The sequence below is a fragment of the Sphingobacterium paramultivorum genome (genome assembly GCF_014109745.1).
In the GTDB taxonomy this organism is placed as follows: domain Bacteria; phylum Bacteroidota; class Bacteroidia; order Sphingobacteriales; family Sphingobacteriaceae; genus Sphingobacterium; species Sphingobacterium paramultivorum.
This window is the reverse complement of sequence record NZ_CP058555.1, coordinates 4,642,888-4,660,607: the sequence shown is the minus strand read 5'-3', so window position 1 is coordinate 4,660,607 and position 17,720 is coordinate 4,642,888. Positions and strand designations below refer to the sequence as shown.

At 41.5% G+C, this 17,720-nt stretch carries 10 protein-coding genes; 9 read left to right on the top strand and 1 reads right to left on the bottom strand.

All coding sequences use genetic code 11. The features are described 5' to 3' along the window. Positions 1-72 precede the first annotated feature (72 nt). The 4 genes from HS960_RS19460 to lepB all read left to right on the top strand — a co-directional run bounded on the left by HS960_RS19460 (position 73) and on the right by lepB (position 4,369). Complete coding sequence (locus HS960_RS19460; RefSeq protein WP_182330430.1) at positions 73-1,134, top strand: hypothetical protein; 1,062 nt, start codon at positions 73-75, stop codon at positions 1,132-1,134. Positions 1,135-1,247: 113 nt separating this feature from the next. Continuing rightward, positions 1,248-1,721, top strand: coding sequence for an LIC11966 family surface protein (locus HS960_RS19455; protein WP_153848037.1), 474 nt, complete (start codon positions 1,248-1,250; stop codon positions 1,719-1,721). Between the two features lie 329 nt (positions 1,722-2,050). After that, a complete protein-coding gene (locus HS960_RS19450) occupies positions 2,051-2,782 on the top strand; it encodes a hypothetical protein (RefSeq protein WP_153848038.1) in 732 nt (243 codons plus the stop codon). Positions 2,783-2,791: 9 nt separating this feature from the next. After that, a complete protein-coding gene (gene lepB, locus HS960_RS19445) occupies positions 2,792-4,369 on the top strand; it encodes a signal peptidase I (RefSeq protein ID WP_153848039.1) in 1,578 nt (525 codons plus the stop codon). Positions 4,370-4,443: 74 nt separating this feature from the next. On the opposite strand, the gene HS960_RS19440 is transcribed toward lepB, so the two are convergent. After that, positions 4,444-4,992, bottom strand: coding sequence for an outer membrane beta-barrel protein (locus HS960_RS19440; RefSeq protein WP_153848040.1), 549 nt, complete (start codon positions 4,990-4,992; stop codon positions 4,444-4,446). Between the two features lie 451 nt (positions 4,993-5,443). On the opposite strand from HS960_RS19440, the gene HS960_RS19435 reads away from it, so the two are divergent. From HS960_RS19435 to HS960_RS19415, 5 genes are all read left to right on the top strand, one after another. Then, on the top strand, positions 5,444-8,521 hold the full coding sequence (locus HS960_RS19435) for a SusC/RagA family TonB-linked outer membrane protein (protein ID WP_182330429.1): 3,078 nt from the start codon (positions 5,444-5,446) through the stop codon (positions 8,519-8,521). A 14-nt stretch (positions 8,522-8,535) separates the two neighbouring features. Continuing rightward, complete coding sequence (locus HS960_RS19430; protein WP_182330428.1) at positions 8,536-10,416, top strand: RagB/SusD family nutrient uptake outer membrane protein; 1,881 nt, start codon at positions 8,536-8,538, stop codon at positions 10,414-10,416. A gap of 162 nt (positions 10,417-10,578) precedes the next feature. Continuing rightward, positions 10,579-12,501, top strand: coding sequence for a 7TM diverse intracellular signaling domain-containing protein (locus tag HS960_RS19425; protein WP_182330427.1), 1,923 nt, complete (start codon positions 10,579-10,581; stop codon positions 12,499-12,501). Positions 12,502-12,510: 9 nt separating this feature from the next. Next, positions 12,511-15,246, top strand: a complete 2,736-nt coding sequence (locus HS960_RS19420; protein WP_182330426.1) for a glycoside hydrolase family 2 TIM barrel-domain containing protein — start codon at positions 12,511-12,513, stop codon at positions 15,244-15,246. Between the two features lie 11 nt (positions 15,247-15,257). Next, a complete protein-coding gene (locus HS960_RS19415; RefSeq protein WP_182330425.1) occupies positions 15,258-17,474 on the top strand; it encodes a glycoside hydrolase family 16 in 2,217 nt (738 codons plus the stop codon). Positions 17,475-17,720: the final 246 nt, after the last annotated feature.

The window sequence follows — 17,720 nt, the reverse complement described above, 5'->3', positions numbered from 1 at the left end:
ATTTCCTTTTATTGCATAGAAAATATATTAAAAAGTAAATATACTCAAAAAAAAAAAAGAAGGAGTAATTAGATGTATACACTTAAAATTCAGAAACTTCGCAATCAGATTGCACGAGTAGACAATACCTTGGAAAAGGTTAACCTGTTGACACAGGCTATTCGGATTGCAGATGAAAATCAAGATATTGAATGGGGATATGACCTTCGCTTAGATTTAATCAGCGAAGAGATAGACCTTGCTTTTTCAACCGAATCATTACCTGCATTTGCGTGGATATTACAGGCTTACGATGAAAATCCTGAACTCTTTAATGAAGAAGACTTCTTGTGGCAATACAAATGGATGATGTCCGAATTATACGATAATCCTGCTGTCAGCCGTGAGCAGATTGAAGCGGCTTTGCGCGACTTTGAACAACGATTGATCCGCAACGGTTATGGTAAGCGTGCCATATACAATGAGGAGCTGAGTGATGCGCTGGCGCAAAAAGATATTGTCGCCATCGAGCGCGCATTGAAGAACGTAAATGCTATGCAAAGAGATGACATGAGCGATTGTGAAGCCTGTGAAATGGATGCAGAAGTATCAGCAACACTATTACAGGATGGCTATAGCCAAGCAGTCGATAAAGCCTTACCTTTAATTGAAGGCCAGTTTACCTGTTCGCATGTCCCTTTGCGTACGGCCGTGAACCTGGCATATGAAGGTCTTAAGCAAGGTGATACTGAGCAGGCCGATAAAATGGCGCAGCTGGCAGAAAAGGAGGTGTTTAAGAAAGAAAAGGACTCCGCAATTTTGATTTCGGCAATTAAACTAGCAACCTATTTTTCCTATACCAATATTGGTAAAGCGAAGGAATGGATCGAACGATTTTTGCCTTGGGCTGATGGTCCCGACAATCGATCCATGTTTCAGTTGGCCTGCTATATCTGTGAAGCCATGAGGAATTTTGGCCCTGATGAATCTTTTATGCTTGAGCTCGGCAATCAGCATAATTTTTTTCAAGGGAAAAATACCTACACCGCAAGCGAATTGGCCAATCATTATGGAAAACTGGCGGATCAACTCGCAGACCGCTTTGACCAACGTAATGGCAATCACAACTTTCGCAATCAGTTAATGTCCCTTTAGCTTGGAATGGCTGCAGAAATCCCTGATTTCCGTGATGAAATTCAGTTGTTTTGAAGGCTATCTTTGTGTAAATGAGCATTAAATACTGAAATACATCAACAAAATAGATTAATATGATTAAACAATTTATTACGGGCATGATGACCGCAGCGGTTCTGAGCCTGTCAAGTTGTGGTTCGGGAGAAAAAGATCCTGCAGCATACAACAATTCAATTATTACCGTTATAAATAGTAGTGAAAAACATGTGACAGACATGAATGCCGCCATGAATGGCTCCGATTATACGAAAGCCGAACAGGTCCGCGCAGATTGGGAAAAATCTTTGAATGATGATATCAAGAAAGTCGAAGATCTGGGAGATTTTAAAGGCGATGCGATATTCCAAAAAGCAGTTCTTGATGGCTTAAATGGGTATAAAAAAATCGTTACAGAGGATTATCCGAAATTGATTGAACTCCGAAAAAATAAGACACCTGATGCTGCTAAAGAGTCTGAATTGCTTGAAAATATCAATAAAGCATTTGAAAATATGAGCAATGGTGTCAATCAAGCATCTACAGCATTTGAAAGTAAATATAAAAGTTAACCTTATTGCATGAGCAATTGGGTAAGCCACATCACCAAGAAATGATGTGGCTTTGTTTTTTGCAGTACAGCTGTTGCTTAAGAAATACGGCTGTATTGACTTGTATTGTTAGAGATCGTTTTTAGGGGTCTTAAAATCTTTGCGGAATATTGTAGGAATGCGCCTAGCAAAACAAAATGCTAACAAACGTTAAAACTCCGAAGGCCGAACTTGAATTTCATATTTTTATGTAGTTTTACATGAAGCTTGGACGGAGAGTGCCAAGTATATCATTAATACAATCAAAATAGGTTAATAGGTGCATAAGCTATTGACAAATACAGAGTCCAATGAAAGCCATATCAATTTTAACTGCCGTGATTTTGTCTTCCTGTGTAGGCATCTCGATCACAGCTCACGCACAGGAAGTCGCCAAAAATTTAGACTACTTAGTGCTTATGAATGCAGATACCCTTTATGGGAAAATCTCCTCTGTAAAAGATCAAAAACTCAAATTTGAGAATCAGCAAAAAGAAAAGTTAACGTTTGAGCCGGGCGATATCTATCGTGTATATTGGCAATCCAAAAAGAAAGTTTATGCGCCCTCTTATGTAGAAGATGGACTAGAAGTGGTGCCTGGAACATCTCCAAAGATGTATCGAATTCAGAAGGGGCTCAATCAAAATCCCACTTTCGCAGAAGTACTGGCTGATGGAGAAATTATTGCATATTATGTTTCGGAAACGAAGGTCAGTGGTGGGGCCGGCATAGCTATTGGTGGTGGTGCAGGTACGATGGGAAATATCATGGTCAATAAATATAAACATGCTTATGCATTGAAAAAATCAACTGGCGAGGTCATTGAAATCAATAGCAACCATAATGGGTGGTTTAGTGATGTGAAAAAGAAAAGACCCATTACTTTTGGTAAATTGATCAATGACGAACCGGAGTTGTTTGCTGAGTTTGAAAATGAAAAAAAGTATGATTATGATCTTTTTATTAAATACATCATGCGATATAACGAATTACAAAAATCGAAGAGCTCTCCGGAATCAACAGAGCGATTCTTTATTTATTAAAACGAATTTATGATACTTATCATCTTTATTGTATTGACTATAGTCGCAGCCTACGGCTTTTGGTTGCTATTTGAAAAGGCAGGGCGCAAAGGCTGGGAGGGAATTGTTCCCGTCTATAGTCAGTGGATACAATCGCGTATACTCGGCAAGAAGACCTGGCAGCTTATCCTTTTGCTTGTTCCGATCGTCAATGTTTTTGTCTTTTATAATCTCTACCTTGATTTTATTCATTGTTTTGGAAAAAGAAGATTTTGGGAAAACTGCGCCGCGGCGCTGCTTCCGTTTATCGTACTGCCACTTTGGGGCAGAGATAAAAACGTGCAATTTCTGAATGGGCTATATGCCAAAAATCTGAAAGCAGCGCATGCCGAAGGTCGCGTGGCGACAAAGGAATCTGAACTGGAAATTGCGCATCAATCGTATATAGACTATAAGAAAAAATATCCCTATAAAAAATCGATGGTACGAGAATGGGCGGATGCGATTGTTTTTGCGACTGTCGCTGCAACCTTGATTCGTGGTTTTTTATTGGAGGCATTTATGATTCCTTCGGGGTCTATGCAACAGTCTCTCCTCATAGGAGATTATCTTTTTGTCAGTAAACTAAATTACGGCCCCCGTATTCCAAATACACCTATAGCGTTTCCTTTTGCACATCATACGATGCCATTAGTAGGAGGAAAAGCATTCTCCGAACTCATTAAAATTCCTTACAAACGATTGCCCGGATTTCAAGAAATAAAACGGAATGATGTGATCGTTTTTAATGCACCTGCCGGTGATACCGTTGCTGTCGAAAATCAAGACTTGCCCTATTATGACTTGGTGCGTAGCATGGGGCGTGAAGCAGTACATCAACAATTTACAATTCAGACCCGCCCAGTCGATAAACGCGAACATTTAATTAAACGCTGTGTGGGAATGCCCGGGGATAAAATTAGCATGACAGAAGGAGTATTGTTTGTGAACGACCAACCAGGTTTTGTAGCCCCGGAAAGTCAGATGGATTATACGGTGATCACAGATGACACAGGTCTGAACGAACAGCGCCTGAAAGATATGGAAATAGAAGTCTCTTTAATTCAGCCTGGAGTTTACCTAATCTTTCTAACAAAAGACCAGGCAGCCATGGTAAAATCTTGGTCCAATGTCAAATCCATGCAAATGAACTTGGAAAAACCGGGAGTGGCTCAAGCAAATACCTTTCCGAACGACCCACAATACAAATGGAATTATGATAATTTCGGCCCCTTTGTTATTCCTCGAAAGGGCATGACTATTCCACTGAATGCACAGACCTTACCACTCTATGAGCGAGCCATAAGGGTGTATGAAAATAACCTGTTGGAAAAGAAAACGGATGGGCTTTATATCAATGGAAATCGAACAGATTCCTACACCTTTAAAATGGATTATTATTGGATGATGGGAGATAATAGGCACAACTCGCTCGATGCGAGGGATTGGGGGTTTGTTCCTGAGGATCATATTGTCGGAAAAGCATTATTTACCTGGATGAGCTGGAACGCAAATGGCAATGGGCTTTCCAAAGTACGGTGGAATAGAATTTTTAAAGGTATCCATTAAAAAAGAATGGATTAAAACAATAAAAAAGGGGAAATGATTCTAATCATTTCCCCTTTTTTATTGTTTTAATTGTTTTAGAAATGCAGTGAAAAACCTATTCTTGCGCTGAAAGCATTGATGCCATCGGCATTGTCGTTTAGGCCATGATCATAACGTACTGCCGGCTCTATAGCAATGTTTTCTTTTACAAATAGGGCATAACCAAGTTGACCTCCAAAAATGAAAGCATTCTCGCCACCACTATTAATACCACCTAGATCTATCTGCACGGGCAATTGATTGATAATATAGTATTTTAATCCCGCTTTATAAATAAACGAATGTGTAGAATTCAATTCGATTTTTTGGCCATCAAAATCGAATGCATACCTTTGACCAGTGAAACCTAATCCTGCTTTGACAGCTAGTTTATCTTGGAAAAAATAACCTGCTTCACCGCCTACAGACCAGAGCCGGGCGCCATTGTTGGAATAAAAGCTAAAGCCGGAAGTAGAGAGGCCGGTAAGTGGCGAGAGATTCGTTTCGACCATCCATTTTCCTTTAGAGATCGCTGTTGGTGTTTCTTGGGCCGATACAGTTTGCAGACCCAACAGGGTAAGCATTATAAAAAATATTCTTTTCATTGGTTAATTATTTTTATGGCGAATATAGTATTTCAATAGTTAAATGACTAATAAGGGGGATTCTTTTTATTTTTTAATACAACAAACCTGAACGGCTGCATTTTGATTGAGTGATGCAATTTGCGTAAATCATAACAACGCCTTTTGTGGCTTATGTTTTTCTCGCGAGCGCTAAAAATAATAAGACCAAATGGTGGACAAGAAAAATCAAAAAATATTGCTTGTTGATATACCGTATTAATAATCGCTATTTCCTTTCGATATAACCTGTGTAGATCAATCAGTTAAGGATGTAATTACTTGGGATTTAAGTGTATTATTATTTTTTATAACTATCTAATTTGCAATACTTTACACTTTATTTTAGTTGTTTTTTTGATTTGATCGAATTAATTTAGCTTCCATAAATAACCCAATTAACAATTATTTGAACGCTAAATTTCCATAAATTATGGCCAAACAATTAACGCTCCTGATTACAAGTGTACTTGCATGTACCTATATGGCAAATGCACAAAATCGGACAGTCAGCGGTACTGTAGTGGATAGCCAAGGGAAGCCAATTCCACAAGTATCTATCAAACTGAAAAATCGTTCTGGGGGAACGACAACGGATGACCAGGGGAGGTTTTCTATTGCTGTCTTTCCTAAGTCTACGATAGTATTGTCAAGTGTGGGCTTTCTGAATAAGGAGCAGGACGTCGATGGACAGACAACGTTGAATATAACCATGGACTCGGGCAATACCGAATTGACCGAAGTTGTTGTCATCGGTTATGGAACCGCTTCCCGAAAGGATGTCACGGGCTCCATTGCAAGTGTAAAAGCTGAACAGCTTGAAAACGAGAACCCGCAGAGTGTTGCGGATCTGCTTAAAGGGAATATCGCAGGTCTTAGCGTATCACAAAATACTTCTGCGAAAGGAGGCGGAGATCTATTGGTGCGTGGTAAAACCACGCTCAGTGCCTCGACTTCACCATTGATCGTATTGGATGGGATTATCTACAATGGGCAGCTTTCTGATATTAACCCCAATGACATACAGACCATAGATGTCCTGAAGGATGCGAGCTCATTGGCTGTTTATGGTGCTAAAGCTGCTACAGGGGTAGTTGCCATTACCACCAAAAAAGGAACAAGCGATAAACCCGTGTTGACGGCGAATACCAACTGGGGATTAGCTACCCTAGCGCGTAATCAACGTGTTTACGATGGCCCTGGTTTTCTGAAATGGCGAGCAGATGTGGGGCGCGCTGGTGGTACAAGGCCATCCTATTTCTATGACGATCCGCGTAACCTCCCTTCCGACGTGACATTTGATCAATGGCTTTCAGGGGGCAATAAAGATTTGGATCCAGTAGATATTTGGTTAGATAGGCTTGGTCTAGTGGCGAATGAAAAAGCCAACTATATGGCGGGTAAGACCATAGATTGGTATGATGAGATCTTTAGAACAGGAATTCGTCAGGATCATACGGTGAGTATGAGCGGAAGAAAGGAAGATGTCAATTACTACATGTCGGTTGGGTATAACAAAAATCAAAATCTGATCGAGGGTGGTGAATTCAGTACATTTCGGGCGCGATTGAATCTCGAAGGTAAGGTGACGAACTTTCTGCGTATGGGGGCCAATGTGCAATATGCTGATCGCGACGAGGGAGCAATTGAGGCCGACTGGGCACAGTTGACAAATCTATCGCCCTATGGTGATAAATACAATCCAGATGGTACATTAAGAAGGATTCCGACAGATGATAGCGGATTGAATGCCCGTAATCCTTTTCTAAATATGACCTACAATGACCGGATGAACAAGCAGAATACCCTTTTTGCAAGTCTCTTTGCAAAAGTTAACTTGCCTTTTGGTATTACTTATCAGTTCAACTTTAGTCCCGGTATTGATATGTATCGTACCTTCAACCATAACTCTTCTGCAAATCCCAATGTGACTATTACTGGTGGATCGGCAAGTCGTGATCAGGAAACGCGTTATAATTGGCAGATCGATAATCTCCTGAAATGGAACCGGAAATTTGCTGAAATCCACAGTGTGGATGTAACCCTTTTGGCAAATTCTGAAAAATATCAAACTTGGTGGACGCAGGCGGCCAATCAAGGTTTTGTTCCCGGGGACTATCTTGGCTATCATAATCTAGCCAGTGGTAATCTGCCTACTGTCAATAGCGAGGATAAAGTATATACCGGTGACGCCCTGATGGCACGGGTTAATTATAGTCTTATGGATCGCTATAATTTGACCTTATCGGTGCGTAGGGACGGTTACTCTGTGTTCGGAGTCAATAGTAAGAGAGCGACTTTTCCGGCTGTAGCTGGAGCATGGACCTTCTCCGAAGAATCGTTTATGAAAAACCTTTCCTGGCTAAATTTCGGTAAACTTCGACTTTCATATGGTATCAACGGTAACAGAGATCTTCGTAATCCTGATAATGGAACTGTCGATCCTTATGCCGCTTTATCGCAACTGACGGTCAATAAATACCAGACTGTCGACGCCAACGGTACTCCGGCAGAGGTCAATACAGTTGTGGTCGGTTCCCGAATGGGAAATGAAAATCTCAAATGGGAGCAAACCACCTCACTCAATGCAGGATTGGATTTTTCAATTTTCAAGGATCGAATCAGTGGCTCAGTAGATGTGTATAGTAAAAGGACAAATGACCTTTTGGTCAAACAATCGCTTTCCAGTGTGTCAGGCTACCAATTTGTTTATTCCAACTTGGCAGAGGTGAACAATAAAGGACTCGAAGTCAGTTTGACAAGTCGCAATATTGTCGACGGAAATATTAAATGGAACTCCAATTTTATCCTTTCCTTGAACCGAAATAAGATTTCACGTCTTGCAACACCAAATAACGACCCCGGTAACGGTTGGTTTATAGGACAGGATATCGATGTAATATGGGATTATAAAGTATTGGGCGTATGGCAGGAAAATGAGGTCGAGGAGGCTAAAAAGTATACAAAAGCAAGTATACGTCCCGGAGATTTCAAATTAGAAGATGTAAACGGTGATTATGTCTATAACGATGAAGACAAGCAATTTATAGGTTACACTTCCCCACGTTTTACTTGGTCCTTACGGAATGAGTTTAACTTGTTCAAGAACTTCGACTTTTCATTTCAATTGATTTCTAATTGGGGTCAGAAAAAACAATTTAATCAGGCGAAGAACAATCCCGGAAGTGTGGGCTTTATGCGTTCAACGTCCTACGTTCAACCGTATTGGACTCCCGAAAATCCGAGCAACGACTATGCGCGCTTAGGAAGCGGCGCGAACGGAACCAGTTTCAATGTCTATTGGAAAAATAGTTTTATACGTCTGAACAATATATCGCTGGCCTACTCTCTGCCGAAAACGGTGTCAGAACGACTTAAAGTAAGAAATCTGAAAGTATATATGAACGTCAACAATGCTGCGGTATATGCACCGGTTTGGAACTATTGGGATCCACAGAATGACGGTCCTACGCCACGATATTATACACTAGGTTTGAATGTATCTCTTTAATCAAAACGAAGAAAATGAAGAAAATAAATATAAAAGTAGCTGCCGTTTTCGCGTCAATCATCTTATTGGCTGTCCATGGATGCAAAAAGAGCTTTTTGGACTCTGATCAGCTATCGCAGTACTCTCCGGATAATCTAAACAATGTCGATGCTCTTAAAGGTGTATTGAACGCTTTGGGTAAAGCTGCCCGGGGCGAATTTTTTGGTGATGCTGCTCCCATGTTGACCGAATCTATCTTCTCGGATGTTGCTGTGGAAGGTACAACAGACAAGGCAACACCGGCTCAGAACCTTGTTTCATTGATCACACCAGATGCCAACCTCAATAGTGACGACTTCAATAAGATTGGTTGGTATTGGACCAATTTTTTCGCTGCGGTCCGGTCGGCAAATACGGTGATTAGTAATATCGATCGCCCAACATATAGTTCAGAGGCTCAGAAAAATGAAATCTTGGGCGCAGCTTATTTCTATCGCGCTTATTTTTATTATCGATTGGTACACGAATTTGGCGATGTACCGCTACAGTTGAAAGATCTTTCGGCTCCGAAATATGATTTTTATTCAACCAAAAGAGAGGTTATCCTTAAAAAGATGAAAGAAGATCTGGAGTTTGCACAGCTCTGGGTTAAAGATGGTGTTAATAAAGGGGAAGTGACTAATGGGGCGGTCAATCACCTGTTGACAAAAATAGATCTCGCATTGGGAGACTTTGACGGAGCTATTGCTGCTGCCAGTAGAGTCATTGACGGTGGTAAATATACGCTGATGAAAAACCGTTTTGGTAGCACCGCGGCAGACCAATCTAAAAATGTCGTGTGGGATTTACATCGCATGGACAACAAAGCAATACCTGCAAATAAAGAGGCTTTGTTCCTGGTGATTGATCGACAAACGCTGCAAGGCCGTACGGATCTTGGTTCTCAGTTGATGCGGAATACCGTTCCAGCTTGGCATTTTGCCAACTTAAAAATCCCACAAGGCGGACTGCAAGCTATTGTCGATGCTGTGAGTGCAGAGATCCCATTGACACGTATGTATGGTCGTGGCATTGGTCGCTATCGCGGTACGTACTACAGTACCAAAGAAATATGGACAGATCAGACAGATTACCGCCATGCAAAGGGAATGTGGATGGATATGACGGATCTTGTTTACAATAATCCGGCAATCAAAGCTTCAAAAGACCCCGAAATCAGTAAACTTTATGGTCAGCCGATCCAACAGTTTACAAAAGAAAATATCAATAAAGTGTTTACCAATGGTTCGTTGGATACCATTCGTCACTGGTTTGGATGGCCTCATTATAAGGTTTTCATCAATTCAACCAATCAATTCGCCGAAGATCCAAATTGGAATCCACCGCGTGGAACAAACACGGACTGGTATGTCTTCCGTTTGGCTGAAACATACTTGTTGCGTGCAGAAGCCTACGTATGGAAGGGCCAGCAGGCACAGGCTATGGCAGATATCAATGCCGTTCGGGGAAGAGCAAATGCTGCGTTACTGCAAAATGCGGCAAAAGTTACTATCGGTACCGTATTGGATGAAAGGGCACGAGAACTCTTTTGGGAGGAAGCACGTAAATCAGAGTTGACACGTATTGCCTATATTTTTGCACAGACTGGCATCCCTGCTTATAATGGCAAAACATATAGCATGGCCAACTTCGCACAAAACAATTTCTTCTACGACCGTATTATTGAAAAAAATTCCTTCTATCGCGATAAGGTTCCTACTGTACAGGGGGTACATTATGAGATTGCTCCATACCATGTGCTATGGCCTGTACCTGCATCAGCGCAACGATTTAATACCAACGGGATGATCAATCAGAACCAGGGTTATGCCGGCGCAGAAAACAATGTGCCGCCGCTCGATAAGATTGTTGATTAGTTGCGATGGTCAGATCGTAAATGAGCACTATAAGCTTTCTGATAATTTTGTTATTTTGACCTTCTAAAAACCGGATAGGATCCGTATCCAAATACGAATGCCTATCCGGTCATAAATAACCAAAAGAAAGAGGTGAGACGAGCTATGTATACTGTAAAAAGGATGAGAATACGCGGATTTGCGTTATTGCTATTGTTATTTCAAATGGGTTTGCTATTTGGTCAAAAGCCTATTGCGCTATTGCCCGGTACAGCCGAACATATTTTTAAGACCACAGAAGTATACTATATCGAAGATAGTACCAATGCCCTGTCATTTGCAGAATTAAGATCACCGGAATACGCAGAACAATTTAAACCTAATGAGCGATACTATCCGAAAAATTTCAATCGATCCTCAACTTATTGGTTTAGGGTGCGAATGTCTTTTGATCAACACATATCCCGCGACCGGATTATCGAACTGTTCGATCAGACTGCCGATCTGGTGGAGGCATTTATCCCAAATGGAACTGGTGGATTTGTCCATTATCAGGCCGGCGCTTCGATCGATTTCGAGAATAGGCAATTTATGCACAAGAATTTTGAATTTCTAATTCCTGCATTGCAGAAAGGTACTTATGAGGCTTATTTTAAGGTACGATCAAGACAGATGGTCAACGTAATTTTGGTCTATCGTACCCTAGATCGTTTTGTTCAATATACGCTGACTGAATATTTTACTTTCGGCCTGTTCTATGGGATGATTATTCTGTTTAGTTTCAACAATTTACTCATGTATTTTGCTGTCAGAGGACGTCAATACCTGTATTATGTCCTCTATATCTTGTGTGTAGGACTATACGAGATGTCTTCGGATGGTATTGCTTTTCAGTATCTATGGCCCGAAAATCCCTGGTTCAATCAATACGCAACAGCAGTTTTTGTCTGCTGTGTCAGCGTTTTTGCCTTGTTATTTACGAAATCCTTACTGCATGTAAAGCAAAAAGAGCCTAAATTGAATCGTTTGTTGGATCTAGTCATTATTTTAAGAATAGCATTCTTTCTGTACTGCTTAGCTTTTAACCAGAACTGGTTTATCTACAAATTTGTTGAGATCGTTCCATTGTCAGTTGCCTTTTTTTCGGGGATATGGCTTTGGAAGAAAAACTATCGTCCAGCCCGGTATTTCGTGCTTGCTTATACATTTCTTTTCCTCGGCTTTGTGTTGAAGGTAATCTATGTATTGGGCTATGCGCGTTTCCTGCCCAGTTCGATCGGGCATTATAGCATCACATTTGGCTTTGTACTGGAGATGACTTTTCTCTCATTCGCAATTCATGATAAAGTTCGGCTCTTGAAAAGCAAGAAAGAACGGGCGCAAAAGAGAGTTATTGAACAGATGCAGATCAACGAAAAACTCCAGGAGAAGCACAACAGAGATCTCGAACGGAAAGTGCAGGAGCGCACGCTGGAAGTGATGCAGAAATCAAAAGAACTACTTGAAAAATCCGAAATTATTAACGATCAGAATCGCGAACTGAAAGAGATGAATAGCCTATTATGGGCTCAGTCGGAAGAGATTGGCCGCATGAACCAGTTATTGACAAAGGATAATAAAAACCTACAGACCAATATTGAACGGATTACCGATGATCGGGTGCTTTCCAAGGAAATGAATTTTGAAGAATTTGGTGTCAAATATCCAGATAAGGAGACCTGTTATAAGGTCTTGTCCGAGTTGAAATGGAAAAAAGAATACCGTTGTATAAAATGTGGGTACGATAACTATTGTGTCGGTAAAACACCCTATAGCCGAAGATGCACCAAGTGTACCTATGAAGAATCTGTGTTGAACAATACGATTTTTGAAAATGTACGGATTCCAATTAATAAAGCCTTTTATCTGGTTTATCTCGTCCATTTCCATCAGGGCGACATCTCTTCCTATAAGCTTTCGCAGAAATTGGGTATTCGGCAGAGTACCTGCTGGAATTATGCAAGCAAGGTAAAAGACATCCTGACAACAAGCGGTAAAAAACATAAAAAAAATGAAAAATCAGGTTGGACGAGACTGGTGCTGCAGGCACTGGATCGACCAACATAAATGCTATACATGAATATTATATTTAAACAACTCATCAGCCTAGGCTATATAGCCTGTCTATTTTTCTCTTCGAGCGTACATGCGCAAACCGTACTAGATGGAAGAGTTTCAGTTGATTTCTCGTCAAACTGGAAATTCAGGAAGGAGGAAGCTTCCACAGGCCGTATAGTTAAACAAAAACAACGGGAACAGATTGTTGATCTACCACATACCTGGAATATAGCTGATGTCATGGACGATACGCCGGGCTATTATCGTGGTGCCACCCAGTATCAAAATACCCTCTATTGGAAAACCGCCTGGCAAACTAAACGAATAGTACTTCATGTAGGGGCCGCCAATCAGGAAGCAACCGTTTTTGTCAACGGTAAACAGGTGAAAGCGCATATTGGCGGTTATACGGCTTTCAATGTCGACATTACAGACTATCTTAATCGAAGAGTAAATGGAAAAAATACGATAGTCATTCAAGTCACCAATCGCTTCAATCAGGATATCGCGCCATTAAGTGGCGATTTTACTTTTTTTGGAGGTATTTACAGAAAAGTGTCTTTGCTGCTGTTGGATCAGATCCATTTTGCAGATCCTATTTACGGAAGTAGTGGTTTGCGCGTAAATGCAAAGATTGATTCCTCAGAAAATGCAACAATTAATCTTGATGGAGCTATTCAGAATGCTTCAGCATCACAACAAGCTATTGTGATTGAAACTACGCTTATGGATGCCGATGGAGTGGCGGTAAAAAAAGTACAGCAGAAAGAAAATCTAAAACCTCATTCAAGAAACAATTTCCAATTGAACATGGCTGAAATTATGCATCCAAGATTGTGGTCGCCAGACTTGCCGTACTTGTATCGTTTGATAACACGGATTTATGATTCCAAGGGCCGACAGCTGGACCATCTGGATAATTCCGTTGGTTTCCGCTGGTTTTCATTCCATCCCGAAAAAGGCTTTTTTTTAAACGGAAAGCCACTAAAATTAGTAGGAGCCAGCCGACACCAGGATTTTAAAGGTATGGGCAATGCTGTTCCCGATAGCCTACAAGTACAGGATCTTGTGAAATTAAAAGCGATGGGCGGTAACTTCCTGCGCGTGGCACATTATCCGCAGGATCCTGCCGTATTGAAAGCCTGTGACAGCTTGGGCTTGTTGGCATCGGTGGAAATTCCGCTTGTAAACGAGATTACCGAAAGTTCAACTTTTGCAACCAATAGCTTTCAGATGCAGAAGGAGATGATTAGACAATATTTTAACCATCCGAGTATCATTATCTGGGGTTATATGAACGAAATCTTTCTTCGGCCCCATTTTCCAAAAGATAAAGAACGTCAGGAAAAATATTTTAAATCAGTGGTATCATTGGCGGAAAAACTGGAAGCGCTCACACGAGCCGAAGATACTACACGCTATACGATGATCGCCAATCATGGGAACTTTGATCTCTATCATCGGACGGGGCTGACCAAGGTTCCTATGCTTGTGGGCTGGAATTTGTATCCGGGCTGGTATGGTGGCAAAATTGCAGATTTTGGCAAGCAGTTAGAACATATTCATCAACAGCTGCCCGAGAAACCCTTATTGGTAACCGAATATGGAGCAGATGCCGACTATCGAATACATTCGGATAAACCAGTTCGTTTCGACAAAAGTATTGAATATGCTATTAGGTACCATCAGGGCTATCTCAATGACATCCTACAGAAAGCATTTGTCGCTGGCGGGGTGGCATGGAATTTATCCGATTTTAATTCGGAGACCAGGGAGGAAAGCATGCCACATATCAATACCAAAGGATTGCTGACCTGGGACCGGAAAGCGAAGGATAGCTATTTTCTATATCAAGCTTATCTCAAGAAAGTCCCTTTTGTAAAAATAGGAGGTACTTTTGGGAAAAAATGGGCTGTAAGGACTGCGCGGGACCGAGCATTAATAGGATCCGGATGGCTAAAGCTACCTATATTCAGTAATGCTGATTCGGTGGAACTCCTGCTGGATGGTATGTCGTTGGGCGTAAGCAAGCCTGTGGATCGGATGATATTATGGCCTGTAAACCTAAGCCGTGGATTACACACTGTGAAAGCCCAGGCTTTCCATAACGGAAAATTAAGTTCCGTCGACGAAACGGTAATGGATTGTGAGGTATTGCCCTATGATCTGAAGAAAGATAAAGACTGGCAAGAACTCCGCGTCAATGTTGGCGACAATCGGGAATACATTGACTCCTTGGGAAATCGGTGGTTCCCAGATCAGCCTTATGAAAGGGGAAGCTGGGGTTATTTAAAGGGCGAGAAATATGGTCTGAAAAATACAGGCCGTGAAAATCTGGGGACCGATGTAAATATTAGAGGTACAGGGGATGACCCGCTCTTCCAAACACAATTACAGGGACTGGAATCCTACCGATTTGATCTGCCTAATGGCAATTACGAGGTCGAATTGTTTTTTGCCGAATTGGATGGCCCGAATGACAAGGAAAATCTCTTATATGATCTTGAACAACGAGAGAAGAAACAGGAGCAAAAGGGGATAGATCGCGTTTTTGACATTCGCATTGGAGGCCATGCGCTTGCTACGGATTTAAATGTGTTGGGTGAAGCCGGGGCATTTAGCGTGCTTCGTCGAAAATTTCCACTGAAAGTGCACAGCGATGGTAACTTGGTGATTTCGTTTATTCCTAAGAAAGGCGAACCAATGCTGAATGCGATCCGACTTAAAAAAATAAACCAGTCAGTCAACCCATAAAAATGAAACTTATGCAACCATTTAGAAACTATATTAAGCCTATTATAGCGTTGTTGATGATACAACCCGTACTTGCAGAAACTAGCTATAAGCTAAATAAACCAACCTATACTGGGGCGTACGGAACTACAGTAACCGCCGGTGTGGCACATCAACCTGATCTAAGTGAGATCGCGGAAAGTCCAAATGAGGTAAGGAAAACGACTGCGGCAAAAGCCAGGGCGCAAACTGCTGTTGTGAAAGATAAATCCCAGGAAGGGAGTCCAGAAGTCTTCATCCAAAAGGGACGAATATGCCTTAACTTCAGTAAACGGCTGATCGATAAAAAAATGAAAGGACCCTTTCTTATCCGACGGAGCCAGGGCAGGTTGGGCGATTATCAAACTATTGCCAAAGTCACGCAGCCCAAATTTGTGGATCAAGTGCTCGTAGGTAGTCCATACGACTATTATTATGAGATCCAGACCGTAAAAGGAGAGCTTGTTGCACGTTTGAGTCTAGAACTTCAACTGTTTGGTGAAAATACATTTGTTTATAGTCCAACAGATAATAAGGCACGTGTCGGCAATGAAGTCAATCAGCTCCATGAAAAGATGTTTGGAAAAGAATTTAGTCCCAATCGTTATGCATTGCTGTTCAAATCGGGAGATTACAAAGAGGCAGGACTATTGAAGATTCCTTTTTATGTGCAGATTGCTGGATTGGGCAAAGTACCTTATGATGTTGCGATTTCAAATATACACACGCCACCTCATCTTGCCGATGGGAACGGGACCTGTACATTCTGGCGTGCTGCTGAGAATCTGTCTGTCATTGGTCCAGAGAGCTATGAAGAGGAGCAAACATTTAAATGGGCGGTTTCCCAAGCTGCCCCCTTACGTCGTATTTATTCCACACGAGTGGTGCGCAATCAATGGGCAAATGGATGGGTTAGTGGTGGTTATACCGCAGACTGCTATTTTGAAGCAGCTGCAGGTTCCAAAAACCAACAGCAGTGGTATACACGAAACTCCTTTCTAAACAAAGGAAGAGGTAAGTTTGAAGAAATTAAATACAATTATTGCTTTCAGGGGGTCGATTTTGGACCTTCTGTTGATAAGAATAGCTATCAAAATAATTGGGCAACAGGGGGCAACGTGACGGTCATTCCAACAACACCCGTGATTCGTGAAAAGCCCTTTGTGTTTTTTGACAAAGATGGACGTTATAAGGTGTTTCGACCAGCATTAAAACATAATCATACAGGCGTATCCTATACACGGGACAATATGGGGGCGGGAGATATTATTGATGTGGAGAAGGATTTTTATGTTGTCAAACCCGGCGATACAGCGGCGGAGATGAACCGACAGTTAGGGAATGGCAGGCATTTGCTGATTACACCTGGAATGTATGAGTTATCCGAACCCCTTCATGTTAGCAAGGCCAATACCATCATACTTGGACTTGGGTTGGCCACATTGATACCCGGCTCAGCAAATCCGCAGACGGCAATAGACGTTGATGATGTTGCAGGTGTTACAGTTGCCTCATTGATGTTTGATGCGCATTATAGTTCGCATAGTTTGATTCAGGTCGGGCAGGAAAAGAGCGGAATAAGACATGACAGTAACCCAACCCTGTTGGCAGATCTATTTCTGCGTATTGGCGGATTTCGGGCCGACAAAGTTCATGTGGACCAATCGGTTATTATCAATAGCAATGATGTGATTGGTGATCACTTTTGGATATGGCGTGCCGATCATGGGGTGAAGGGCAGTGTTGGCTGGGATATTAATACGACACGTAATGGCTTGGTGGTCAATGGAGACTATATGACTATGTATGCATTGTTCAATGAACATTTTCAGGAGTATCAAACCTATTGGACCGGTAATTATGGCCGCACCTATTTCTTTCAATGTGAAAGCCCTTACGATGCGCCGAATCAGGCAGCCTATCGAAGTGAGCATGGAACGCGTGACGGATATGCGGCCTATAAAGTTGCCGATGCGGTACAGCAACATGAGGCCTATGCTTTTGGGATATATGATGTGCTGGTCAATCCGATTCGCATTGAAAGTTCGGTGGAAGTGCCGGTAAAACCTGGTATTAAGCTCAAACATATCTGTAACAACAGCTTGTCCAGTGGTCCCAATCGCGGCTATGGCTATGTGATCAATCAAGTTGGAAAAAGTACCTATAATACCTGGCGCGATAACCGGACGTATGTGGTGGAGTTTCCTTAAGGGCCAGTTTCCGAATCAACTAATTGTTTTAAAAAATAGCGCTTTCGATAGGATGGCGCTATTTTTAGTTTATTAGGCACTTTGTCTTCTTTTGTGGATGCTTTTTTGATAGTAAATGGCCTAATCTGGAAGATCAAATCCTAATTTAACCTCTTAGTCAATAGACATTCTGTTTTATATTAGTTGTATTAATTAAGTCATCGAAAAGTTCGTAGATATTTTGGTTTGTATTGATTAATTTTTAAA